Genomic DNA, 23557 nt, shown 5'->3' on the forward strand with positions numbered 1-23557 from the left:
GGCGAAAAAGTGGAACTCGCTCCGCGAGTTCCGTGAACCGCGCGCTGGTAGCGTGCGGATGCTTGTGGTTCGAATCCCGGAACGCCCGCTCACTACGTTCGTGGCCGGGCCGTAGTCCCACTCGCTCACTCGCCGGACTCCCAACACGCCCGCTACCCACTTACCACTTCGTCGCGCCTCGCTCCGCTCGCCAGCAGTGAACCACGTCGGCTCGGAAGTTGTTTCCAAAAGTTTGCACCGGGAGCAAAGTATATATTGGATACTGTGGGACCTTCGAACGTCCCATGTCCGAACAGCGGGGAGAATCGGACGGGAAATCACTGTCGGAGAGCGACGAAGAGCGCGAACAGCGGATGCCGACACCGGGCGGATTGCGTGCCATGGTGTAGGTAGTCGCGGTATCGCTCGCCCGGGTGACCGGGCCGAATCGCCCCAACCACTGGTGCCTTTTTGAACTGTCGCGGTACCCGCCGGACCGCCGTTCGCCGGAGTGCCGACACGGGGCAGTCGTGACTTTCGTACTCGTCACACACTGCCGCCCGCGATGCCCGGCGCGAGGGTGACGGTATCGCCGTCCGAGAGGCCCGTTTTGGTTCCCGCTCCGGCCCGCACGTTCTCGTCGTTGTGGAGCACGTTGACGTTCGGCCGGATCTCGCCGTCGCCGTCGAACACGAGCGGGGCAACGCCGTCGTGGTCGTCGGCGAACGCCCGTAAGGCCTCGCCCAGCGTCGCGTCCTCGGGGAATTCCATTCGGACCGTCCCCTGCCCGACGGCGTCCCGAATCGTCGCGTACGCCTCGAACTCGATTCGCATGGTCGAACCCCGTGGCGGCCACCGCTTAATCCCACCGGCGATGCCACGAGGGCTGTCGAGATGAGCACAATCACTAAGCGGATGGCAGCAGTCCGTCGGCTATGGGATTGGTTCGTACATCCGACGAGCGGTTCGAAGACGTGCCGGGCTACGACTACGACGCGAACTACGTCGACGTGGGCGGTCCGGAGATGGCCTACGTCGACGTGGCGGGAGACGGTGACGAGACGTTCCTCTGTCTCCACGGCGAACCGACGTGGTCGTATCTCTACCGGAAGATGATACCCACGCTGTCCGAAGCGGGTCGGGTCGTCGTCCCCGACCTCGTGGGGTTCGGTCGCTCGGACAAGTGGACCGACCGGGAGGCGTACACCTACGACGCGATGTACGAGACGGTTGAGACCTTCCTCACGGAACTGGACCTGCAAAACGTCACGCTGGTCTGTCAGGACTGGGGTGGCTTGCTGGGCCTCCCCGTCGCGGCCAACAACCCCGAGCGGTTCGCCCGGCTCGTCCCGATGAACACCGGGCTTCCCGACGGGAGCCAGACGATGCCGGACATCTGGCACCAGTTCAAAGACATGATGTCCGACGCGCCGGAGTTGGACATCGGGCAACTCGTCGAGGGGGGTTGTGCCGAGGAGTTGGACGAGGCGGTTCGGGCTGCCTACGCCGCACCCTTTCCCGACGAGGACCATATGGCCGGTGCCCGTGAACTCCCGTCGCGGGTCCCTACCGACCCCGAGATGCGCGGTGCGACGGTCATCGGTGACGCCCGCGAGACGTTCGCCGACTGGGAGAAGCCGGTGTTCGTCCTCTTCTCGGACTCGGACCCCATCACCCGCGGGTCTCGCGACGACTTGCGGGAGCTGTTCCCGACGGCCGCAGAGCAACCGGACACGTGGATAGTGGGCGGTGCGCACTTCCTCCAAGAGGATAAGGGTGAGACGATAGCGGAGGAAATCGTCGCGTTCGTCGAGCGGACCTAAGCGACGACGATGGCACCGCGACCGCCCGTGGTTCTATGATTATCACAGCGGTAGAGGTAGACGCCGGACTCATCCAGCGTCACGCTGAACGTGTTGTCGTACGAACTCGTCGTGTCGCTGTCCGGGAGGTCGACGTTCTCCCACGTCACGTCGTGGCCGCCGCCTCGCCCCGTCCAGCGGAACGTTATGTCGGTCCCCTGCGAGACGAGTGGTGCGATGGGGCGGTACGCGAAGTTGCCGCCATTGCCCTCCGCACCGACCGTGACTTCGAGCGACGCCTCGCCGCGGCGGTCGGCAAGGCGGCCGTCGTACTCGTAATCTTCGAGCCAGTCGTCGACCGCTGGATAGCCACTGAGCGTGTCCCGTTCGCGGACGATAACGGCTCCGCGCATCCCCACTGCGCCCCCGTGATTCCGGCAGCGATACAAGTAGACGCCAGTCTCCTCGAACTCGTGTGTGAGCGTTTTGCCAGAACTGGACCGGGGACTCCCGCTGTCGAACGCCCCGTTTCGCTCGGTGACGCTGTGCGCGCCGCCTTGGCCCGTCCACTGCCACTGCACTTCCGTCCCCACGGTGACTTCGAGGGCTGGCGGGGAGTACGCGAAGTAGTCGTTGTTCGGTGTCCGTGCTCCGACGTCGACTGTCGTCGTCCCCGTCTCGGATTCGATATGGCCGTCGAAATTGGGCGTCCCCGAGAGCCAATCTTCGACCGCTCGCTCCGGGTTCGCGATGGGTGTCGACTCGTCGCCCGATTCGGTCAGGTCGACTTCCTCAGTCTCGGGTGCTGCCGTCTCAGTCTCTGTCTGTTCGGGTGTGTCGCTGGTCGTCGCCCCACCGTCGTCGTCAGAGTCGGACCCCCCCGAACACCCAGCGAGGCCCGCAGTCGTTGCCAGTGCGGTGTACCTGATGAACCGCCGTCGCCGCGTCTCCCGTGTCATAACTGTAGTCGTTTACGCCCAGAAATATAAAATCCTTGACTACGGCGACACTGGGTATTAGGGGCTCGCGCCCCTGTACGCGTGTGTGACTACCGACGGTGCACAGTCGGCAGATGCGGCGACGGTCTGGGTTCTGGGTGACCAGCTGACTCGGTGCGTCGGCCCGCTGTCCGACCACCACGGACGAGTGCTGTTGATAGAGGCGACGGCGTTCGCCCGTCGTCTCCCGTACCACCCGCACAAACTCGCCGCCGTGTTCAGCGCGATGCGACACTTCCGCGACGAGTTGCGTGCCGACGGGTACGACGTGTCCTACCGGCAAGCGGAGACGTTCGCCGACGGACTGGCCGCCCACTTCGAGGAGTACCCCGACGACCACCTCCGCGTCATGCGACCGGCCACTCACGGGACCGCCGACCGCCTCCGCTCGCTCGTGGCGGACGCGGGCGGGTCGGTCTCCGTCGTGGAGAACGAGACGTTCCTCTGCTCGCCCGAGCAGTTCGACGAGTTCGCCGGCGACTCGACGCCCAAACACGAGTCGTTCTATCGGTTCATGCGCCGGGAGACGGGCTACCTGATGGACGACGGCGACCCAGTCGGCGGGGAGTGGAACTACGACGACCAGAACCGCGAGACGCCGCCGGACGACTGGACGCCGCCCGAGCCACCCACGTTCGACCACGACGACGTGACCGCGGACGTGTTGTCGTGGGTCCACGAGGTGTTCGCGGGCGGATACGAGGACGCCCCGTACGGCGGAGACTGGGCCGACCCCGGCCCGTTCGAGTGGCCGGTGACCCGCGAGCAGGCCCGTCGCGCACTCGACGCGTTCGTCGCCGACCGCCTCCCCGAGTTCGGGCCGTACCAAGACGCGATGCGCGAAGCCGAGTGGGCGATGCACCACAGTCTCCTGTCTGTCGCTATCAATCTCGGTCTCCTCACTCCTCGCGAAGTCATCGAGCGCGTGCTGGCCGAACACGAGGCGCGTGACCTCCCGCTGAACAGCGTCGAGGGGTTCGTCCGCCAACTCCTCGGCTGGCGGGAGTTCGTCCGCCACGTCTACCGCCGTGAGATGCCCGAACTGGCCGAGGCCAACCAGTTGGACGAACGGGAACCCCTGCCCGAGTTCTACTGGACCGGCGAGACGGACATGGCCTGTGTCTCGGATGTCGTCGACGGCGTCCGCGAGCGGGGGTACTCCCACCACATCGAGCGGCTGATGATACTCTCGAACTTCGCCTTGGTCTACGGCGTCGAACCGGCCGCACTCAACCGCTGGTTCCACGCCGCCTACGTCGACGCGTACCACTGGGTGACGACGCCCAACGTCGTCGAGATGGGGATGTACGGGGCGGACGCCTTCGCCACGAAGCCGTACGCCGCCTCCGCGAACTACATCGACGGGATGAGCGACTACTGTTCGGGGTGTCCCTACTACAAGACGAAAACGACCGGCGACGGGGCCTGTCCGTTCAACGCCCTCTACTGGGACTTCTTGGACCGCAACGAAGACGAACTCCGGAGCAACCACCGCATGGGGCTGATGTACAGCCACGTCGACGACAAAGACGCCGACGAACTCGAAGCCATCCGCGAACGGGCCGCGGAGGTCCGCGCGATGGCCGAGCGCGGTGACCTCTGACTACCGGAACCGGCCCAGTAGTCGGTAGTCTTCCTCTGGCGTGTACCGCCGGAACCCGAGGCTGTTGGCCAGCACCGAGACGCTTGAGAGGGCCATCGCGCCGGCCGCCAGCACTGGCTGGAGCAAGCCGAGCGAGGCCAGCGGAATCATCGCCGTGTTGTACCCGAGTGCCCAGAACAGGTTCTGTTTCACCTTCGAGAGGGTCCCCTCGGAGACGCGGATGGCCTTCAGCACGTCCAGCGGGTCCGAGCGCATCAGCGTCACGTCCGCCGCCTCGATGGCCACGTCCGTCCCGCTCCCGATTGCACACCCGACGAACGCCGCCGCCAGCGCGGGCGCGTCGTTCACGCCGTCGCCGACCATCATCGCCCGGCGGCCGTCGGACTGGATGGCCTCGATGGCGTCTGCCTTGTCCTCGGGCAGGACTTCCGCGCGGACGTTCTCGGCAGGAATCCCGACCTGTTCGGCGACGGCGCGGGCCGTCCGCTCGTTGTCGCCGGTAATCATCTGGACGGTGATGCCCCGGTCGTCGAGTGCCGCGACTGCCTCGCGGGCCGACTCCTTGACCGTGTCCGCGTCAGCGACGACGCCGATGACGGCCCCGTCGAGTGCGACCAACATCGCCGTCTTCCCCTCCGATTCGAGTCGTTCCATCGCGTCGGCGGCGGGCGAGGGGTCGACGCCCGCGTCTTCGAGTAACCGGCGGTTGCCGACCAGTACCTCGCCGTGGCTCGTCGTCGCGCGGACGCCCTGCCCGGGGACGTTCTCGAACGACTCGGGTTCTTCCGGGTCGATGCCGCGTTCGCGCGCCCCATCGACGACGGCCTCGGCGAGCGGGTGTTCGCTCCCACGTTCGGCACTCGCGGCGACTTCGAGGACGAACGATTCGTCCGCTTCGGGCCGCAACTCCCCGCCGTCCGCAGCAGTCACGCTGTCGTCCACCGGACCGATGGCTTCCACGTCGGTCAACTGCATCTCGCCCTCGGTGAGCGTCCCCGTCTTGTCGAACACCACGGTGTCGACGTCACGGACGCGCTCGAGGATGTCGCCGCCCTCGAACAGCACGCCGTTGCGCGCGCCGATGGACGTGCCGACCATCGTCGCTGCGGGCGTCGCCAGCCCCAGCGCGCAGGGACAGGCGATGAGTACCGCGCTGGCGAACACGACGACGGCGAACTCGAAGACCGATACCGTCCCGCCGGCGACGGCAGGGCCTCCCGCGACCAGCCCCCACAGCGGGAGCGCGCCGACGAACCCCGCGAGGGCCTCGGGGAACAGGGACCAGACGACAGCCCAGATGACGGCGTTGGCGATGACCACCGGCACGAAGTACGCGCTGATGCGGTCGGCGACGTTCTGGATGTCCGGCTGCCGGCTCTGAGCGTCCCGGACCATCGAGACGATTTGCTGGATGGCCGTCTCGGACCGGACTTTCGTGGCCTCCACGACGAGCACGCCGTTCTGGTTGACCGTCGACCCGACCACCTCGTCGCCCGCACCCTTCTCGACAGGGACGGACTCGCCGGTGACCATCGACTCGTCGACGGCACTCTCGCCGTCGACGACGACGCCATCCGTGGGGACTTTCTCGCCGGGCCGGACTTTCATCCGGTCGCCAACCTCGATGTCCTCGACGGGAACCTCGCGTTCGGTTCCGTCCTCGTCGACGAGCGTCGCGGTGTCGGCCTGCATCTCCAGCAGTTCGCGGATGGCTTCGCCGGCTTGCCCCTTCGAGCGGGCTTCGAGGTAGTTTCCGAGCGTGATGAACGTCAGGATGAGTGCCGCGCTGTCGAAGTACAGCCCCTCGGTGGCGATGAGACCGAGCAGGGCCGCGACGGAGTAGAGGTACGCCGTCGAGGACCCGAGCGCGATGAGTACGTCCATGTTGGCCCGCCCGTTCTTGACTAGTGCAGTGTAGGAGTTCTCGTAGAAAGGACGGCCGAGTATCACCTGCACGGGCGTCGCGAGCAGGAAGCCGACCCAGCCGATGGCCACGCCGAACAGCGTCTCGGGGAGGACGCCGGGCGCGAGCAGTTCCGCCAGCATCATCCCGACGAGCGGCACCGAGAGTGTCGCCCCGAACAGCGTGAGACGCTTCTGCCGCCGTATCTCCTCTTCGCGTGCGAGGTCGGCACCGCTTTGCCCGTCGGTGTCACCGTGCCCCTCATCGCCATCTTCCTCTCGGACGGGCGTATAGCCCGCGCGCTCGATGGCCGCGTAGAGGTCCGTGCGGTCCACGTCCGCCGGGTTGTACGTGACGCGGGCCTCGTCGGTGGCGTAGTTGACCGTCGCGTCGACGACGCCGGGCGTCTCGCGAAGTGCCGATTCGTTCGTCTCCGCGCAGTTCGCACACGACATGTCCGTGATAGGTATCGTCACCGCCTCCGTGACGATACCGTACCCTGCGTCCTCGACGGCCGCGAAGATGTCCGCGAGGGAGACTCTGTCCGGGTCGTACTCGACGCTCCCCTCGTCGGTGGCGTAGTTGGCGTTCACCGTCGATACGCCGTCGAGTTCGCCGACGGACTCCTCGATGGTTCCCGCGCAGTTCGCGCAACTCATCCCCGTCAAGTCGAGTCGCGCCCGTCTCGTTGTCATGCGTGTACCTACGTCACCCTCGTTCAAGCGACTTCCCCCTTCGAATGTAAAGCGTCGAATCGACAGAATTTGGGGAACAAAAGGCGAGACGCCGATGCACTTCTCTCGGTTGCAAACTCGGTCGGGGCGCGGCGTCTACCTACGACGTGAACGCGTCAGGACTCGATACCGTCGCGCATCTCCTCGAACCGCTCCGTGAACCGGGAGCGACAGGACGAACAGCAGAAGTGATACCGGGTGCCGTCCAACTCGGCGGCCTCCCCCTCCGTCGTGACGGTGTTCCCACACTCGGCGCACTCTGGGGCGAGTTCAGCGTCGGCCAGTGACGGCGACCACGTGGTGTCGGCGAGCAAGTCGACGTCGTAGCGGTCGATTCTCTCCATCGGCACCGCGTCGGACAGGACGGCCCCGACGTTCCCGTCCGGCACTATCGCCGTACAGACGATTCGCTCGTCGGCGGTCCTGAACACGTTGTCGACCGGTTCGGCGGCGTCGAGTGCCTGCTGCACTTCCCCGGCGTGGCCCGGTTCGACCCGTACGTCGACGAGGACGGGGACGCCCTCGCGGAGCATCGACCGGTCGATGTCGGCCGTAAACCGTCGGACGAGGCCGATGTCCTGGAGGCGGTCCACTCTGTCGGAGACAGCCGGCGGGGAGAGGTCTACCCGTTCGGCGATGTCGCTGTACGGTCTGCGTGCGTCTTCGAGGAGGAGGCGTAGAATCGCTCTGTCAGTATCGTCGAGCCCTCGCATTGTCCCGGTCGAATCCGGGCACGGGCAAAACGCTTGTGGGCGCCGTCCGGGTCGAACGCCCTCCGGCCGGTGGACTGCCTCAGAGGTCGACGGTAAACTCGTCTTCGGCCCGCGTCGCGAAGGCCGCGAGCAGGTCGGCCGTCCGTTCGAGGTCCGCGAGGTCGAGTACCTCGACCGGGGTGTGCATGTAGCGGTTCGGGACACCGAGGTTCAGCGACGGGACGCCGCCGCGGGACGTGTAGAACGCATCGGCGTCGGTCCCGGTTCGTGACCCCGTCGCGGCTAATTGGACCTCGATATCGGCGTCATCGGCCGCCGCTCGCACTGCGTCGACCACCGCAGGGTGGTTCGCGGCCCCACGGCTGACGACCGGCCCGCCGCCGAGTTCGACGCCGCTACCCGCGTCTCCGGGCGCGTCCGGCCCGTCTGTCGCGTGTGTCACGTCGGTCGCGACGACAGCGTCCGGTGCCAAGTCGAACCCGACCATCTTGGCACCCTGAAGCCCGAGTTCCTCTTGGACGGTGGAGACGGCGTACACCGTCGCGTCGGGGTCACGCTCGGCGGCCCGACGCAGTCCCTCGGCGGCCGCCCAGATACCGATGCGGTTGTCCAGTCCACGGGCCGCGACGCGACCGTTTTCGAGGTCGGCGACAGTCTGCCGGAACGTAACCGGGTCGCCGCGCTCGACGAGGGATTCGGCCTCGTCGGCGTCTGTCGCGCCGATATCGACCGACTGCTCGCTGATGTCGTCGACCCCGGTGTCCTCACGGTCTCGGAGGTGAATCGCCGTCTGACCGATGACCCCCGAGACTGGTCCCTCGTCAGTGTGGACCTGTACGTGCTGGCCCTTCGAGACTGTCCGGTCGGACCCACCGACTGCGGTCAGCTTGAGCGTCCCGTCCTCCCCGATGTCCCGGACGAGAAATCCGATTTCGTCCCCGTGCCCCGCGAGCGCGACTTCCGGTGTGCCACCTTCCAGTACCGCAATGGCGTTTCCGTACTCGTCAGTCCGGACCGTGTCGGCGAACTCTGACACGTAGTCGACCCAGACCCGTTGCCCAGCCGTCTCGAACCCCGAGGGGGTCGCCGTCTCGAGCAGGTCATCGAGAAACGCGCGCTGTCGTTCGTCCATACGTCCCATCCGGTGCCGCACGGTGTTAATCGCCCGGATTCGTCCGGTGCACAGCTCACACCTCGACCGGTGCGACGAGCCGTCGGACTGCCCCGTTCGCCTCGCCTCCCGCACTCAGTCGCGTCCCAAGGTGTAGAACTCCTCGTTCGGGCGCATGTCTGCGAGGTGGGCCATGCGGTTCGACAGGTTGTAGAAGGCGGTGACGTTCCCGATGTCCCAAATCGCCTTCCGGCTGAACCCGTGGTCCATCACGCGCTCGATGTCCTCGTCCTCGACGGCGGCGGGGTCCTCGGTCAGTTTCACCGCGAAGTCGAGCATCGCACGGTGGGCGTCGTTGATCTCCGCGGTGCGGTGGTTCGAGGCAACCTGCTCGGCCAACATCGGGTCCTCGGCGTAGATACGCAGAAGCGCGCCGTGGGCGACGATGCAGTAGAGGCAGTCGTTGACTCCGCTGACGGCGACGATTATCATCTCTATCTCCTCGCGTTCGAGGTCCGTCTCCTCCAACAGGGCGTCGTGGTAGTCGATGAACGCGCGGGCCTGCTGTGGCCGGTACCCGATGGCGGGGAAGACGTTCGGGGTGAACCCGGCGCGCTCTGACTCCTCCTCGATGCGGTCTTGGATGTCCTCGGGCAACTCCTCGATGTCCGGGACGGGAAACCGCGTCATCGGCTCGGTATCGTCTGCCATACCACTCGGTCGGGCGACGACGACTTAATCCTTGGCCGCGTCGCGGTCACTCCGCCAGCGCGTGTACCACAGGAGGACCCCGTAGCCGACGACGCCCAGCGCGAAGACGACGACGGGGATGACGAACGGGCCGACCTGTCGGAAGGCGTCGGAGACGAGCGCGACCATCGTCCACACTCGGGACCGCTGGGCGAAAAGTCCCACCCTTCGAACCGTGCGGCGGCACCACGCGGCCCCGCCCGCAACGTTCATTGGGTGTCCGTGCCGACGCGGTGACGTGTATCGCGCAGGTCACTTCGGCGTCGCGCTCATCGTCTACGCGCCCGTGGGAACCGCGCTCCTGTTCGCCGGGCGGGCGGACCTCGCGATTCTCGGGGAAGTGGCGATGCTCGCGCTGGCGATGGTCCCCGACTACGACTTGCGCGTCCCGTTCGTGAAACACCGGGGCATCACACACACCGTCTGGTTCGCGCTCCTCGTCGGCGTTGTCGGCAGTGGGGCAGGGTGGCTGCTGGGCGGCCGCCCGGAGGTACCCACGTCGAACGAACTCGTGGTCTTCGGGTTCGCCATCGGCACGCTCGCCGTCGGTGCCCACCTCCTCGCGGACGCCTTGACGCCGATGGGCATTACGCCGTTCTGGCCCCTCTCCTCGCGGAACTACACGCTCGCAGTGGCGCGAGCCAGCAACACCGTGGCGAACTACGGGTTGCTCGGTATCGGCGCGCTCGTCACCGCACTCGTGTTGGCCGTGGCCGGACAGCCACCCTGAAACCCCCCGACTCCGGGCAGGTTAGCAGGCGTACACTTTTGGTACCCGAGTCTGATGATAACTATCATGGAGTATTACGACGGCGAACCACTCCGACACATGGGGGACCTGCCAGCGATGGCGGCCCATCGGTACGGCCCGAAAACCGCATTCGAGGGGTTCGGACAGGAACGGACGTATGGGGAAGTCGACGAACGCGCCAACAAGGTGGCCAACGTACTGGTAGACGAGGGGGTCGAACCCGGTGATAGGGTGGGGCTGTTCATCCCGAACACGCTCCAGTTCCCGGAGTCGTACTTTGGAGCGATTCGGGCCGGGGCCGTCCCGGTGCCGCTGAACCTGCGGATGGACCCCAACACGCTGGTGTACGTCGTTCAGAACGCGGAGGCCGACCACATCATCGGGTCGCCACTCCTGCCAGAGGAAGTGCAGAACCTCGCGTCGGCGGCCGAAGTCGGGACGCTCCTCCTCCCGGGCGTCAGCGACGACGGCGTGGTCAACTACTCACACGCCGTCGAGGAGGCCAGCACCGAGTTCGACCGGCCGGAGCGAGACTACGACGACGTTGCTTGCCAGCCCTACACTTCCGGGACAACGGGCGACCCGAAGGGCGTTCTGCTGACCCACGAGAACCTGCTCTCGACCATCGAGTCCTACGACGCCGGCGGATTGGCCGTCGACCCCGACGACAGCATCCTGCTCGTCCTCCCGCTGTTCCACATCTACGCCCTCAACGCCATCATGGGGAGTTACCTGTACAACGGGGGGACGATGCATCTCCAGCCACGGCCGGAGGCGGTGCCGATGCTCGACGCCTTGGAACAACACGAGATAACGCAGTTCGCTGGCGTCCCGGCGATGTACACGATGATGTGGCGGGAGTACCGCGAGAACCCCGAGGAGTACGACCTCTCCTCGCTCCAGCAGGTGACGTGTGCGGCCGCACCGCTTGCCGACGAGGTGCGCCGGACCATCGAGGACGCGTGGGACATCCCGATGGGCGAAGGCTGGGGGATGACCGAGACAGCCCCCGCGGGGACGCTCGAACCGCTCCGGGGCGTCCGCAAAGAGGCCGGGTGTATCGGGACGGTACTCGACAACATCGACATCAAACTCGTCGACCCGGAGACCCGAGAGACGAAAGTCTCGACCGACCAACTCGAACCGCGCGTCGACCCGGACATCGACTTCGAGGACGAGGACGCCGTCACCGGCGAAATCGCCATCCGCGGTCCCAACGTCTTCGAGGGGTACTTCAAACTCCCCGAGAAGACCGAACAGGTGTTCGACGACGAGGGGTTCTTCTACACGGAGGACATCGCCCGTGTCGACGAGGACGGCTACTTCTGGATGGTCGACCGCGCCGACGACATGATAATCGCCGGCGGCGAGAACATCTATCCCGCGGAGGTCGAGGACGCACTCTACGAACACCCGGACGTGGAGGAGGCCGCCGTCGTCGGCGCGCCTCACGAAATCAAGGGCGAGGCACCCGTTGCTTTCGTCGTCGTTCAGGAGGGAAGCGACCTGACCGAAGGGGACCTCCGGGAGTTCTCGCTCGAACACGTCGCGACGTACGCGCACCCGCGCCGCATCTTCGTCGTGGACGAACTGCCACGAAGTGCGACCCAGAAGGTCCAGCGGTACAAACTGGAGGAGGCGGCCGACGAACGACTCGACGGGCCGCTACAGCCCTCGGACGAGGAGCTATAGGCACGTCCGTGTCGTCCGGCGCAAAAATCTAGTCCGTTCTGGCGGCGTGCGGTTCCCGGCGGACTTCAGACGAGGTCCTGGTCTTCGAGTTCTTCCATGATGTCGTCCACGAAGTCTTCCGCGCTGTCGTAGGGGAACTCGCCGCCGCCCAACTTCGTGTTCAGTTCCATCGCAGTCATCGAGAAGTCGCCGGACTCGAACGTCGTGGAGGGACCGTCCGGAAGTGCCGGAACGAGGTCCATCGGACTCGAAATCGGGTAGTCGGCACCCTCGAACGCGTCGACCATCTGTTGACGGAGGTCGTCTTTGTCAACCATATGCATTACAGTACTCGTACCAAGGAGGTAAAATCATTAGGGACTCGGGAGTCAGCAGGCCCGTGCTGTTCGGTGAGTGAACGAGGCGCAAACCATACCTATTTGAGTGTGGGATAATTTACCACTGCCATATGCGCCGAATCAGCAACTTTCAACGCGTAGTTAGTTTCAATCAGTGGTGTCGAGCGGTCGGAGGGCGGTGACACCGATGGACATCCACGTCGACACCGACGCGGACGAGGAGACGGCCCGCGTCATCGCCACGGCCGTCGCCGAACACCTCGGCCGACCGGTCGAAATCGTCGACGAGAGCGGCGGCCGGGTCGCCGCCGACGAGGACGAGTGGACTGAAAGCGGAGCCTTGGTCACGGAGCGAGAGGAGCAAATCCGCGAGGAGATTCAGGAAATCATGGAGGGTGGTCCCGAGCGGGGCCACGACAAAATCGAGGACCTCGGGAAGATGTTCGTCCGGGACCGCCTCGACATGCTCTTCGACGAGGTGGCCTACGAGGACGGAACCTTCGCCCGACACACCGACGACGATACCCTCTCGGCGGACGGCCTGCTCACGGGTGTCGGCCGCATCGACGGCCGCGACGTGTTCTTCACCGCCAACGACTACACGGTCAAGGCAGGGTCACTCGGCCAGATGGGTGTCGAAAAAGAGATACGCCTCTCCGAACGCGCCGCCGAAGCGGGCGCACCCATCGTCCGCCTCATCGACTCGACGGGGGCACGGCTGAGTGCCGACGAACGGGAGGAGGGCGACACGCACATGGACCGCTATCGGGGCGGGAAGATGTTCTACAACCAGTGTCTCCACTCGGGACAGATTCCCCAAATCGGGGTCCTCTACGGCCCCGACATCGCCGGGTCTGCCTACACGCCCGTCTTCTGTGACTTCCTCATCATGGTGGACGACATCTCGGGGATGGCTATCGCCTCGCCGCGCATCGTCGAGGCGATGACCGGGGAGAGTACCGACATGGACGGCCTCGGTGGGCCGGAGGTCCACGCCAAACACTCCGGGAGTGCCGACTTGGTGGTGCCCGACGAGGAGACGGCCGTCGAGGCAGTCAAACAACTGCTCTCCTATCTCCCGCAGAAGTACGACGAGCCGAACCCTCGACAGGAACCACAGCCACCCATAAAGAACCCCAAGGGCCTCGACCAGGTCATCCCCGACGACCCGAACGTGGCCTACGACGTGCACGAGGTCATCGACCGCGTGGTCGACCGGGAGTCCTTCTTCGAGACGAAAGCGGAGTTCGCGCCCGAAATCGTCACCGGGTTCGCCCGGATGGGCGGCCGGCCGGTCGGCATCGTCGCCAACCAACCGGAACACGTCTCGGGTGCCATCTTCCCGGACTCGGCCGAGAAGGCCGCCGAGTTCATCTGGACCTGTGACGCCTACGAGATTCCGCTCGTCTACCTCTGTGACACGCCCGGCTTCATGGTCGGGTCGAAAGTCGAGAAGGAGGGCATCCTCCAGCGTGGCCGGAAGTTCATCTACGCCACCTCGAACGCACAGGTGCCGAAGTTCTGTGTCATCACGCGCAAGGCCTACGGTGCGGGTATCTACGCGATGTGTGGCCCCTCGTTCGGCCCGGACGCGACGCTCGCCCTCCCCAGTGCGGAAATCTCCGTGATGGGGCCCGACGCCGCCGTCCACGCGCTCTTCGGCGGTCAGTTAGAGGAGATGGAAGGCGAAGCCCGCGAGGCGTTCATCGAGTCCGCGAAACAGGAGTTCGAGAAGTACGTCGACGTTCGCAAGCAGGCCTCGAAGATGCAAGTCGACGAACTCCTGCCCGCGGGTGACCTCCGCGAGCAACTCCTCGCCCGTCTCTCGGCCTTCGAGAACAAACGCCGCCGCGACCCGGACCGCCACCACGGGACGATTCTGTTCTGAGGCGGCCCTCCCTGCCGGGAGTCATCGGTGCCCTCCCGTGTCCGAGAACCCAAACAGCAGGGTGTCCCGTCAGCGTTGGCGGTGGTTACCAATACCCCCCATATTAGGGGCTCTAGGGTGTGTAAGAGGTTAAACGAAAAACTTGATGTACGGTAATATATTTCTTTCAGACACACTCATGGGGGAGCAAACAACTGCTGCCGTGCCGACGACGTGGAGTGACCCGAACGTCTGCCCGTTCTGTGAGATGCACCTCGACTCGCCGGGTGCCGGTTTCATGGACCACCTGAAGTCCAACCCCACGTGTGAGGCTGGCTTCGAACAGTGGCGTGGTAACATCAACAGCGACATCCGTGGCGGCTGGTCAGGCTAGCCGCTTCCGCACTCCGCTTCGCGAATCTGTTCGTCCCTCCGGCGTGGCAAAACAGTCGGTAGCCGTGGTGATGGGCCGTACTGTCGCTCAGTCCAGTTGCATTATCTCGCGGGCTTCGTCCGGCGTCGCGGGTTCCCGGCCCACGTTGTGGACCATCTCGGCGGCCTTCTCGACGAGTTCGGCGTTGCCCTCGGCCATCTCGCCGTTCGGGAGGTAGAAGTTGTCTTCGAGGCCGACGCGGATGTTCCCTCCCATCGCCAGCGAGGCGGCGGTCAGCGGCCACTGGTCCTCCTGAATCGGCGTCGTCTGCCAGTTCGTGTCCTCGGGGAGTTGCCGCACTTGGTGTGCGAGGTTGTCGACCGTGGCCGGAATCCCGCCCAGCACACCCATCACGAGGTTGATGTCCATCGGGCGGTTCAGCTCTCCCTTCTTGAGGATGGGCTGTGCGTTGTTGATGTGGCCGGTGTCGAAACACTCCATCTCGGGTTTGACGCCCGCGTCCTGCATCGTCCGCAGGAGTTCCCGTATCTCGTCGAAAGAGTTCTCGAACACCATGTCGAACACGAAGTCGTCCCGCGATTCGGAGTACTTCGCGTAGTTCATCGACCCCATGTTCAGCGCGGCGATGTCCGGCTGAATCTCCTCGATGTAGGTGAGTCGCTTTTCGAGGTTGTCGAACGTCGACCCCGTCGAGAAGTTGATGAGGATGTCCGTCCGGTCGCGCACCTCGTCGTATATCTCCCCGTACACTTCGGGTTCGAAGCTCGGGGTGCCGTTCTCGGTGCGCGCGTGGATGTGCGCGATGGCCGCACCCGCTTCTCGTGCGGCGGCGGCGTCCTCTGCGATTTCCTCGGGCGTGTACGGAATCGACTCACACTGGTCACGGGTCGTCAGCGCGCCCGTCAGGGCCGCAGAGATAATTGCTCTGTCGGGGTCGTTGCCTTTGATGGAATCCTGTGTTTCGTAGGTCATGATTGTAGTGTCGTGGTAGTCGGTGGTCGGTTACTCTTCGTCGTCCGGTCGTCCCTTCCAGTCCGGTTGCGAGTCGGTGAGGTAGGCGTTGAACCCCGCCTCGGCATCGTCGCTCATCGCCAGCAGCGTCACCATCTCGCGCATGTAGTCGAGCGACTCCGAGAAGTTCATCTCACGCTGGTTGTAGAACGCTTCCTTCCCCATCTCTATCATGAACGCGGAGGGCGTCACGAGGTCGTCGACGATCCCGTCGAGTTCGTCCTCGAACTCGTCGGCGGGCACGATGTCCGTCGTGAACCCGATTTCGTGGGCTTTCTCGGCGTCGATGTGTTCGCCGGTGAACAGCAACTTCAGTGCCTGCTTCTCGTTGACCGTCCGCATGATGGGGACGAGTGCCTGCGCGGGGAAGATGCCGATATCGACCTCCGGCGTGCCGAATGTGGCTTCCTCGGAGGCGACCACCACGTCACACGCCCCGGCGAGCCCCATACCCCCGGCCAGACAGTAGCCCTCGACGGCGGCGACGGTCAGTGCCGCCGTGTCGACGGCTGTCTCGATGAGGTCCTTCATGCCCGCGAACCCCTCCCGGTAGGCTTGGGACCCTTGGCCGATGGCTCCCGCCATCGACTTGATGTCGCCCCCCGCACAGAACGTGCCGCCAGCACCGCGGACGACGACAACACGCGTCTCCCCCTCGTCGGCGCGCTCGAAGGTGTCGAGCAAGCCACCGATGACGTTTTGATTCAGTGCGTTGCGTTCCTCGGGGCGGTCTATCGTCGCCCTGAGGACGAGGCCGTCCTCGCTCTCCGAGACGGTGAGGTCCTCATTTGATAGGTCTGTGACTGGTTCCATGCAATGTCACCCCATGCTCCCGCCGTGGGGATGAGTATTTCGGACAACAATAAATCCGTTAGTAGTTTTATCGGCGAAGGCGGCCCACAGCACCGCGGTTTCGTCACGGCAGTGGACCCAGCGTGACCCGCATCCGCGGCTACAGAACGGCTGTTTCGGCCCCCAGTCGGGACAACGGCCGTGGGGCTATCGTCGTTCCACCACTGCCACGCGCCGTCGAGTTGCAGGAGGTTCCGGCACGCACTGGTATTAATAACCGAATATCTGAGGGTCAACAGGCACCCCGGAGGGCGTGTACCGTCTACCATGGACGGCTACGAAGTCGTCGACACGGCAGACGTACCGCGCATGGACATGGGGGACTTGCTCGACGGGATGCTCGATTTGGACGCTCGGCGGGTCCAAGCCGCGCTGGGGACGGACGAGTCCGTCGTGAGCGTCTGGTATTTCGAACCCGGCGACGAGATGCCCCACCACATCCACACGGACCAGGAAGAGGTGTTCTACGTCCTCGACGGCGAGTTCGAGGTTGCACTCGGCGAGGCAGGCGACGTGGAGCGACGGACGATCGACGAAGGAACGTTCTACGCCGCCGGCCCGGAGGTGGGCCACGGGCACAAGTACGTCGGCGACGACGAGGGCCGAATCCTCGCCATCGGCGCGCCCAACGTCCCCGACATCAACACCGACTCGTGGACGCCGGTGGACGAGGCCTGAACGGGTCCGAGACGGTGAGTCGTGAGCCGCGTTTTTATCCACCGGGGTACAACAGCAAGTCATGGCAACGTCTGACGACCCAATCGACTACAGTCAGTTCGAGGCGGGACGGGACCTCAACTACTGGGACCTCGACCCGACACTCAGAGCCGAGGCAGAGCGTGTCTATCCCGACGCGGAGTTCGCGTGGGCGGAGCCGGAACTCGCCGACCTCGGCGAACTCGCGGGCCACACCATCGACGAGAATGCCGAGATAATCGACCGGGAGGGGCACGAACTCCGCACGTACGACCGCGACGGTGAGATACAGAACGAGGTGCAGTACCACCCGCTCCAGCACGAGAACGACGAACTCGTCTACGAACGCGGTGTCACGCACGATATCTTCCACGCGCCGCCGGACCGGGACGACCCGCTCGGCTTTCAGCACGTCCTCACCCAGCAGACCATCCTCTCGTACGTCGACGGCGGGTTCGTCTGTCCCGTCTCGATGACGACGGGCGCGGCCATCGTCCTCGACAAGTACGTCGACGAGGACCACCCGAACGCCGAGATTCTCGACGACTACTTCCGGCGGTTGACCTCGCGTGACTACGAGGACCACATCGAGGGAGCCATGTTCCTCACCGAGAAGCAGGGCGGCTCCGACGTGGGCGCGAACGAGACGACGGCCGAACCCACCGACGAGGAGGGCGTCTACGAACTGTACGGCGAGAAGTGGTTCTGCTCGAACATCGACGCCGAGGGGACGCTGGCACTCGCCCGCCGCCCGGATGCCCCCGACGGCACCGCGGGACTCTCGCTGTTTCTCGTCCCCCACACCAAGCGCGACGGAAGCCTGAACGACCAACTCTACCGCCGCCTGAAGGACAAACTCGGGACCATCTCCGTGCCGACCGGCGAAGTCGAGTTCCGCGGCGCGGAGGCGTTCGTCGTCGGCCAACCCGAAAACGGGTTCAAGTTGATGGCCGAGATGATGAACTTCGAGCGACTCACGAACGCCTGTGGGTCCGTCGCCGGGATGGGGCGGTCCCTGCTGGAGTCGAAGATTCAGGCTGCCGACCGCGAGGCGTTCGGCGAGACGATTCAGGACTACCCGCTGATGCGCCGTGACCTCGTGGACATGCAGACCGACTACGAGGCGGCGGCCGCCTTCACGTTCGAGGCGACCCGCCACTACGCCGACTACATGGAGAGCGAGGCGGCCCTCGCCGAGGACGCCGAACGGTCGCCCGAAGAAGAGCGCGCGTTCAAACTGATGCGGTTGCTCGTCCCCATCGCGAAGTACAAGACGGCCCGGATGGCCGTCGACACGGCCTCGTACGCGTGTGAGATACAGGGCGGGAACGGGTACGTCAACGGCTTCCACACCGAGCGGATGCTCCGGGATACGCAGGTCCTCCCAATCTGGGAGGGGACCTCCAACATCCTCTCGCTCGACGTGTTGCGCGTGCTGAACCGCGAGGCCGCCCACGAAGCCCTGTTCCCGTTCGTGCGGGAACGACTCGCCGCTACGGAGCACCCCCACTTGACCGACCTCGCGGCGACCGTCGAATCCGAGTTCGAGGCCCTGCAGGAGGCGATGGTTTCGCTGGCGACGGCCGACCCCGAGTACGCCCAACACGAGGCCAAGAAACTCGCCGACTACATCTTCGAGGTCGTGACGGCCGCACTCCTCCTCGAACGCGCACAGGACGAAATCGACGCCGAGGACGACGCCCGCCGCGCCCTCGTCGCCGAGTGGTTCGTCGAGACGCGGTTCGCCGACCGAGCCGCCCGCGGAATCACGAACGGTGAGAAGATGCCCGACGACTGCTTCGACGAGGTGGTCCGATACGCGCGACTCGACCCCGACGCGTTGGCCGAAGCGGCCCCGGCCGACGACTGACTACTCCCCGGCGTTCGGGTTCGGAACCACCGTCGCACTCGCCACGGTGTCGCCCTCGTCGAGACCCATGACGGTGACGCCCATCGTGTTGCGGCCGACGGTGGAGATGTCACCGGCACGGATGCGCATTATCTGGCCGGCCGCGCTCATCACGACGAGGTGGTCGTCGTCCGCGACCGCTTTCACGTCCGTCACGGGACCGTTCCGGCCCCCGGTTTTGATGTCGATGAGGCCCTTCCCGTAGCGGGACTGGCGGCTGTACTCGCTCAGTTTCGTCCGCTTGCCGTACCCGTTCTCCGTCACGGTCAGCAGACTCCGCTCGTCGGAGTCGTCGGTCGCCACGAGGCCGACCACCCCGTCGCCCTCCTGTAGCTTGATGGCCCCGACGCCGCGGGCGGTGCGCCCCATCTGCCGGGCCTCCGTCTCGTCGAAGCGGATGGTCATCCCCTTGCGCGTGGCGATGACGAGGTCCTGTTCGCCGTCGGTGACCTCCACGTCGGCGAGTTCGTCGCCCTCCTCCAGTGAGGTGGCGATGATACCCGAGGCGTTGATGTTCTCGAACTCGGTCGTACACGTCCGCTTGACGTACCCCTGTCGGGTGACCATCGTCAGGCACCTGTCGGGACTGAACTCGCCGGTGCCCACGACGGCAGTTATCTCCTCGTCGTCGTCGATACCGGTGACGACGTTGCGGATGTGGTTGCCCCGCGCCGTCCTGCTCAGTTCCGGGACTTGGTAGGTCTTGATTCGGTAGACGGTCCCTTGGTTGGTGAAACAGAGCAGGTAGTCGTGGCTGTGGGCGCGGAACACCTCGTGGACGCGGTCCCCCTCCTTGGGGTCGACGCCGATGATGCCCTTGCCGCCACGGCCCTGTGGCTCGAACTCCTCGACGGACATCCGCTTGATGTAGTCTTCCTCGGTGATGACGACCAGACAGTCCTCGCGGGGGATGAGGTCCTCGTGCGTCACCTCGCCGTCGTCCGCGACGATGCCGGTCCGGCGCTCGTCGCCGTACTCGGCCTGTATCTCGCGGAGTTCCTCCTTGATGACCGCGAACAGTTCGCTCTCGTCGCCGAGAATCTCGTTCAGCCGCTCGATGCGGGCTTGGACCTCCTCGTACTCGGTCTCTATCTCGGCGGCCTCCATCGAGGTGAGCGAGCCGAGTTGCATCCGGACGATGTGTGCCGCCTGCTCCGTCGAGAAGTCGTACGCTTCGCGGAGCGTCGCCTTCGCGGCGTCGCGGTCCTCGGAGTTCTGAATCAGGTCGACGACGTCCTCGGCGTTCTCGACGGCGGTCAGGCGGCCTTCGAGGATGTGTGCGCGGTCCTCGGCCTCGGCGAGTTCGTACTCGCTGCGCCGCCGGACGACTTCCTTGCGGTGGTCGACGTACTCTTGGAGGGTCTCTTTCAGCGTCAGGACGCGCGGTTGGCCGTCCACCAGCGCGAGGTTGATGACGCCGAAGGTGGATTCGAGGTGGTGTTCCAGCAGTTGGTTCTCCACCACGTCGGCGTTCGCACCGCGCTTGAGGTCGACGACGATGCGCACCCCGTCGCGGTCGGACTCGTCACGCAGGTCGGAGATACCCTCTATCTGCCCCTCGTTGACGTTCTCGGCGATGCGCTCGACCATCCGCGCCTTGTTCTCTTGGAAGGGCAGTTCCGTGATGACGATGCGGCCGTCCTCCTCGTCGACTTCGTACTCGGCACGGACCGTCAGCCGACCGCGACCGGTCTTGTAGGCCTTGTGGATGTCGTTGCGGCCGACGATGTTCGCGCCCGTCGGGAAGTCCGGCCCCTCGATGGGGCCGGGACTTCCGTCGGTGTGGATGAGGTCCTCCACCTCGCAGTCTGGGTTGTCGATGAGGTGAATCGTCGCGTCGATGACTTCTCGGAGATTGTGCGGCGGAATCTTCGTCGACATCCCGACGGCGATGCCGGTCGACCCGTTGACCAGCAAGTTCGGGAAGGCGGCCGGCAGGACCGCCGGTTCCTGCAAGCGGTCGTCGTAGTTGGACTGGAAGTCCACCGTGTCTTTCTCGATGTCCACGAGCAGTTCCTCGGCGATGGGACTCATTCGGGCCTCCGTGTACCGCATCGCCGCCGCGGGGTCGCCGTCCATCGACCCGAAGTTCCCCTGCCCGTCCACGAGCGGTTCCCGCATCGAGAACGTCTGGGCCATCTTCACGAGGGTGTCGTAGATGGCCTTGTCACCGTGTGGGTGGTAGTCACCCATCGTCTCCCCCACGACGGAGGATGACTTGCGGTGACTCGACCCGCTAGAGACGCCCATCTCGTGCATCGCGTAGAGGATGCGCCGGTGGACCGGTTTGAGGCCGTCCCGCACGTCCGGGAGGGCACGGCCCGCGATGACGGACATCGCGTAGTCGATGTAGCTCTGTTCCATCTCGTCTTCCACGCGGACACGCTCGACGTTCGCCGCGGGGGCGGTCACGTCCTGTCCGTCGGGGACGTCGGAGCTCATATGTCGACCCACTCCGCTTCCGGCGAGTGTTCCTTGATGAACTGTTTGCGCGGTTCCACGGCATCACCCATCAGCACGGAGAACATCTTGTCGGCCGCCGCCGCGTCCTCGACAGTAATCTGCTTGAGGTACCGGTTCTCCGGGTTCATCGTCGTCTCCCACAACTGCTCGGGGTTCATCTCGCCGAGGCCCTTGAACCGCTGGACCTGCGTGGGGTTGCCGTCGCACTCCTCGGCCACGATGCGGTCCCGCTCCTGTTCGGTCATGGCGTCGTACGTCTCGCCGCGGTACCGGATGCGGTACAGCGGCGGTTGCGTCGCGTAGACGTACCCCGCCTCGATGAGCGGGCGCATGTGCCGGTAAAACAGCGTGAGCAGGAGCGTGCGGATGTGCGCGCCGTCGACGTCGGCGTCCGTCATGATGAGGATGCGCTGATAGCGCGCGTCCTCGATGTCGAACTCGTCGCCGATGCCCGTCCCGATGGCGGTTATCATGTTCCGAATCTCGTCGTTCTCGAGGATTCGGTCCAACCGGTGTCGTTCGACGTTCAGAATCTTCCCGCCGAGCGGGAGGATGGCCTGAAACTCCGGATTGCGCCCCTGCTTCGCGCTCCCGCCCGCCGAATCCCCCTCCACGATGAACAGTTCGGACTCGCTGGGGTCTTTGGTCTGACAGTCGGCGAGTTTCCCGGGGAGTGCGGTCGATTCGAGGGCGTTCTTCCGACGTGTCAGCTCTTCGGCCTTCTTGGCGGCTTTCCGTGCCTTGGCCGCCTCGACGGCTTTCGAGATGATTGCGTCGGCAGTGTCCGGGTGTTCCTCGAAGTGGGTCGTCAACTGCTCGTGAACCGTGCTCTCGACGATGCCCCTGACTTCGCTGTTGCCGAGTTTCGTCTTGGTCTGGCCCTCGAACTGCGGGTCGGGGTGTTTGACCGAGACGACGGCCGTCAACCCCTCGCGGATGTCCTCGCCCGTGAGGTTCTCGTCCAAGTCGTTCAACATCCCGTTGTCGTTGGCGTAATCGTTGACGACCCGCGTGAGGGAAGTCTTGAAGCCCGTAAGGTGGGTCCCGCCCTCGCGTGTGTTGATGTTGTTGGCGAAGGCGTGTATCGAGCCCTGCAGTTCGGCGGTGCCCTGCATCGCAACCTCCAACTGCACGACGCCCTCGTCTATCTCCGACTCGTCCTCGAAGTAAATTACGTCCTCGTGGAGCGGTTCCTTCGTCTCGTTGAGGTACTCGACGAACTCCCGGATGCCGCCCTCGTACCGGAACCGCGTCTCGCTCCCGTCGCGTTCGTCGACGAGCGAGATTTCGACGCCGGAGTTGAGGAAGGCGAGTTCGCGGAGTCGGTTCTCCAGCGTCGAGAACTCGAACTCCGTGTGCTCGAAGATATCGTCGTCCGGCCAGAACCGGATGCTCGTCCCCGTCTCCTCGTCCTCGTCGAGGTCACGAACCCGTTCGAGTTCGTACTCTGGTTCGCCGTGGTCGAACCGCTGTTTCCAGACCGCACCGTCGCGACGAACCTCGGCTTCGAGCCACTTCGAGAGCCCGTTGACGACAGACACCCCGACCCCGTGAAGGCCCCCCGAGACCTGATAGGACTTGTTGTCGAACTTCCCGCCCGCGTGGAGGACAGTCATGATGACCTCCAGCGCGGGGGCGTCGTGTTCTTCGTGCTGGTCGACTGGGATACCGCGTCCGTCGTCGCTGACGCTGACGGAGGCGTCCTCGTGGATGGTGACCTCGATGGTGTCACAGTGTCCGGCGAGTGCCTCGTCGATGGCGTTGTCGACGACTTCGTAGACGAGATGGTGGAGGCCACGGGAGTCAGTCGACCCGATGTACATCGCGGGCCGCTTCCGTACGGCCTCCAACCCCTCCAGGACTTGTATCTGCCTGGCTCCGTAGTCTGACTCCTGAGACATGAAATCTACTCCAGCGTAAGGTACAGGTACTGATAAAACCCCCGCACGCGAGCGCGCGTGTGAAAGTGGAGTGGGGGACTGAACAGTCGC

At 65.0% G+C, this 23557-nt stretch carries 20 protein-coding genes; 8 read left to right on the forward strand and 12 right to left on the reverse strand.

Going from position 1 to position 23557, the window contains the following annotated elements; translation table 11 throughout:
• Positions 1-525 precede the first annotated feature (525 nt).
• A complete protein-coding gene (locus MUG95_RS00240; protein ID WP_247009062.1) occupies positions 526-813 on the reverse strand; it encodes a ubiquitin-like small modifier protein 1 in 288 nt (95 codons plus the stop codon).
• A 101-nt stretch (positions 814-914) separates the two neighbouring features.
• On the opposite strand from MUG95_RS00240, the gene MUG95_RS00245 reads away from it, so the two are divergent.
• Positions 915-1802: a haloalkane dehalogenase gene (locus tag MUG95_RS00245; protein WP_247009063.1), complete on the forward strand. Its 888-nt coding sequence runs from the start codon at positions 915-917 to the stop codon at positions 1800-1802.
• On the opposite strand, the gene MUG95_RS00250 is transcribed toward MUG95_RS00245, so the two are convergent.
• Positions 1799-2740, reverse strand: coding sequence for a halocyanin domain-containing protein (locus tag MUG95_RS00250; protein ID WP_247009064.1), 942 nt, complete (start codon positions 2738-2740; stop codon positions 1799-1801). The genes MUG95_RS00245 and MUG95_RS00250 overlap by 4 nt on opposite strands.
• Before the next feature lie 85 nt (positions 2741-2825).
• Here MUG95_RS00250 and MUG95_RS00255 point away from each other — a divergent pair, with 85 nt between their 5' ends.
• A complete protein-coding gene (locus tag MUG95_RS00255; RefSeq protein ID WP_247009065.1) occupies positions 2826-4382 on the forward strand; it encodes a cryptochrome/photolyase family protein in 1557 nt (518 codons plus the stop codon).
• On the opposite strand, the gene MUG95_RS00260 is transcribed toward MUG95_RS00255, so the two are convergent.
• From MUG95_RS00260 to MUG95_RS00280, 5 genes are all read right to left on the reverse strand, one after another.
• Complete coding sequence (locus MUG95_RS00260; RefSeq protein ID WP_247009066.1) at positions 4383-6980, reverse strand: heavy metal translocating P-type ATPase; 2598 nt, start codon at positions 6978-6980, stop codon at positions 4383-4385.
• Positions 6981-7135: 155 nt separating this feature from the next.
• Positions 7136-7732, reverse strand: coding sequence for an AsnC family transcriptional regulator (locus tag MUG95_RS00265; RefSeq protein ID WP_247009067.1), 597 nt, complete (start codon positions 7730-7732; stop codon positions 7136-7138).
• Positions 7733-7811: 79 nt separating this feature from the next.
• Positions 7812-8864 (reverse strand): M20/M25/M40 family metallo-hydrolase, encoded by a 1053-nt coding sequence (locus MUG95_RS00270; protein WP_247009068.1) that lies wholly within the window; start codon positions 8862-8864, stop codon positions 7812-7814.
• A gap of 114 nt (positions 8865-8978) precedes the next feature.
• Positions 8979-9554, reverse strand: coding sequence for a peroxidase-related enzyme (locus MUG95_RS00275; protein WP_247009069.1), 576 nt, complete (start codon positions 9552-9554; stop codon positions 8979-8981).
• Positions 9555-9578: 24 nt separating this feature from the next.
• Positions 9579-9722, reverse strand: coding sequence for a hypothetical protein (locus MUG95_RS00280; RefSeq protein WP_247009070.1), 144 nt, complete (start codon positions 9720-9722; stop codon positions 9579-9581).
• 109 nt (positions 9723-9831) lie between these two features.
• Here MUG95_RS00280 and MUG95_RS00285 point away from each other — a divergent pair, with 109 nt between their 5' ends.
• Complete coding sequence (locus MUG95_RS00285) at positions 9832-10323, forward strand: metal-dependent hydrolase (RefSeq protein WP_247009071.1); 492 nt, start codon at positions 9832-9834, stop codon at positions 10321-10323.
• 66 nt (positions 10324-10389) lie between these two features.
• Positions 10390-12036: a class I adenylate-forming enzyme family protein gene (locus MUG95_RS00290; protein WP_247009072.1), complete on the forward strand. Its 1647-nt coding sequence runs from the start codon at positions 10390-10392 to the stop codon at positions 12034-12036.
• A gap of 65 nt (positions 12037-12101) precedes the next feature.
• Here MUG95_RS00290 and MUG95_RS00295 read toward each other — a convergent pair whose 3' ends face one another.
• Positions 12102-12353, reverse strand: coding sequence for an MTH865 family protein (locus MUG95_RS00295; protein ID WP_247009073.1), 252 nt, complete (start codon positions 12351-12353; stop codon positions 12102-12104).
• Positions 12354-12561: 208 nt separating this feature from the next.
• Here MUG95_RS00295 and MUG95_RS00300 point away from each other — a divergent pair, with 208 nt between their 5' ends.
• Together MUG95_RS00300 and MUG95_RS00305 are read left to right on the forward strand one after the other, a co-directional pair.
• The gene (locus MUG95_RS00300; protein WP_247009074.1) at positions 12562-14262 is read left to right on the forward strand and encodes an acyl-CoA carboxylase subunit beta; all 1701 of its coding nucleotides are present in this window, start codon (positions 12562-12564) and stop codon (positions 14260-14262) included.
• Positions 14263-14440: 178 nt separating this feature from the next.
• Positions 14441-14635 (forward strand): DUF7501 family protein, encoded by a 195-nt coding sequence (locus MUG95_RS00305; protein WP_247009075.1) that lies wholly within the window; start codon positions 14441-14443, stop codon positions 14633-14635.
• A gap of 87 nt (positions 14636-14722) precedes the next feature.
• On the opposite strand, the gene MUG95_RS00310 is transcribed toward MUG95_RS00305, so the two are convergent.
• Positions 14723-15607: a beta-keto acid cleavage family enzyme gene (locus MUG95_RS00310; RefSeq protein WP_247009076.1), complete on the reverse strand. Its 885-nt coding sequence runs from the start codon at positions 15605-15607 to the stop codon at positions 14723-14725.
• Positions 15608-15637: 30 nt separating this feature from the next.
• Positions 15638-16459: an enoyl-CoA hydratase/isomerase family protein gene (locus MUG95_RS00315; RefSeq protein WP_247009077.1), complete on the reverse strand. Its 822-nt coding sequence runs from the start codon at positions 16457-16459 to the stop codon at positions 15638-15640.
• Between the two features lie 306 nt (positions 16460-16765).
• Here MUG95_RS00315 and MUG95_RS00320 point away from each other — a divergent pair, with 306 nt between their 5' ends.
• Together MUG95_RS00320 and MUG95_RS00325 are read left to right on the forward strand one after the other, a co-directional pair.
• A complete protein-coding gene (locus tag MUG95_RS00320) occupies positions 16766-17176 on the forward strand; it encodes a cupin domain-containing protein (protein ID WP_247009078.1) in 411 nt (136 codons plus the stop codon).
• A gap of 61 nt (positions 17177-17237) precedes the next feature.
• On the forward strand, positions 17238-19064 hold the full coding sequence (locus MUG95_RS00325) for an acyl-CoA dehydrogenase family protein (RefSeq protein WP_247009079.1): 1827 nt from the start codon (positions 17238-17240) through the stop codon (positions 19062-19064).
• Here the strand turns inward: MUG95_RS00325 and gyrA are convergent, their stop codons facing one another.
• Positions 19065-21545 carry a DNA gyrase subunit A gene (gene gyrA, locus MUG95_RS00330; protein WP_247009080.1) on the reverse strand — a complete coding sequence of 827 codons (2481 nt, stop codon included), beginning with the start codon at positions 21543-21545 and terminating at the stop codon, positions 19065-19067. It lies immediately after the preceding gene.
• Complete coding sequence (gene gyrB, locus MUG95_RS00335; RefSeq protein ID WP_247009081.1) at positions 21542-23467, reverse strand: DNA topoisomerase (ATP-hydrolyzing) subunit B; 1926 nt, start codon at positions 23465-23467, stop codon at positions 21542-21544. Before gyrB ends, gyrA begins: the two co-directional genes overlap by 4 nt.
• Positions 23468-23557: the final 90 nt, after the last annotated feature.

This window comes from Halorientalis litorea (assembly GCF_023028225.1).
Taxonomy (GTDB): Archaea; Halobacteriota; Halobacteria; order Halobacteriales; family Haloarculaceae; genus Halorientalis; species Halorientalis litorea.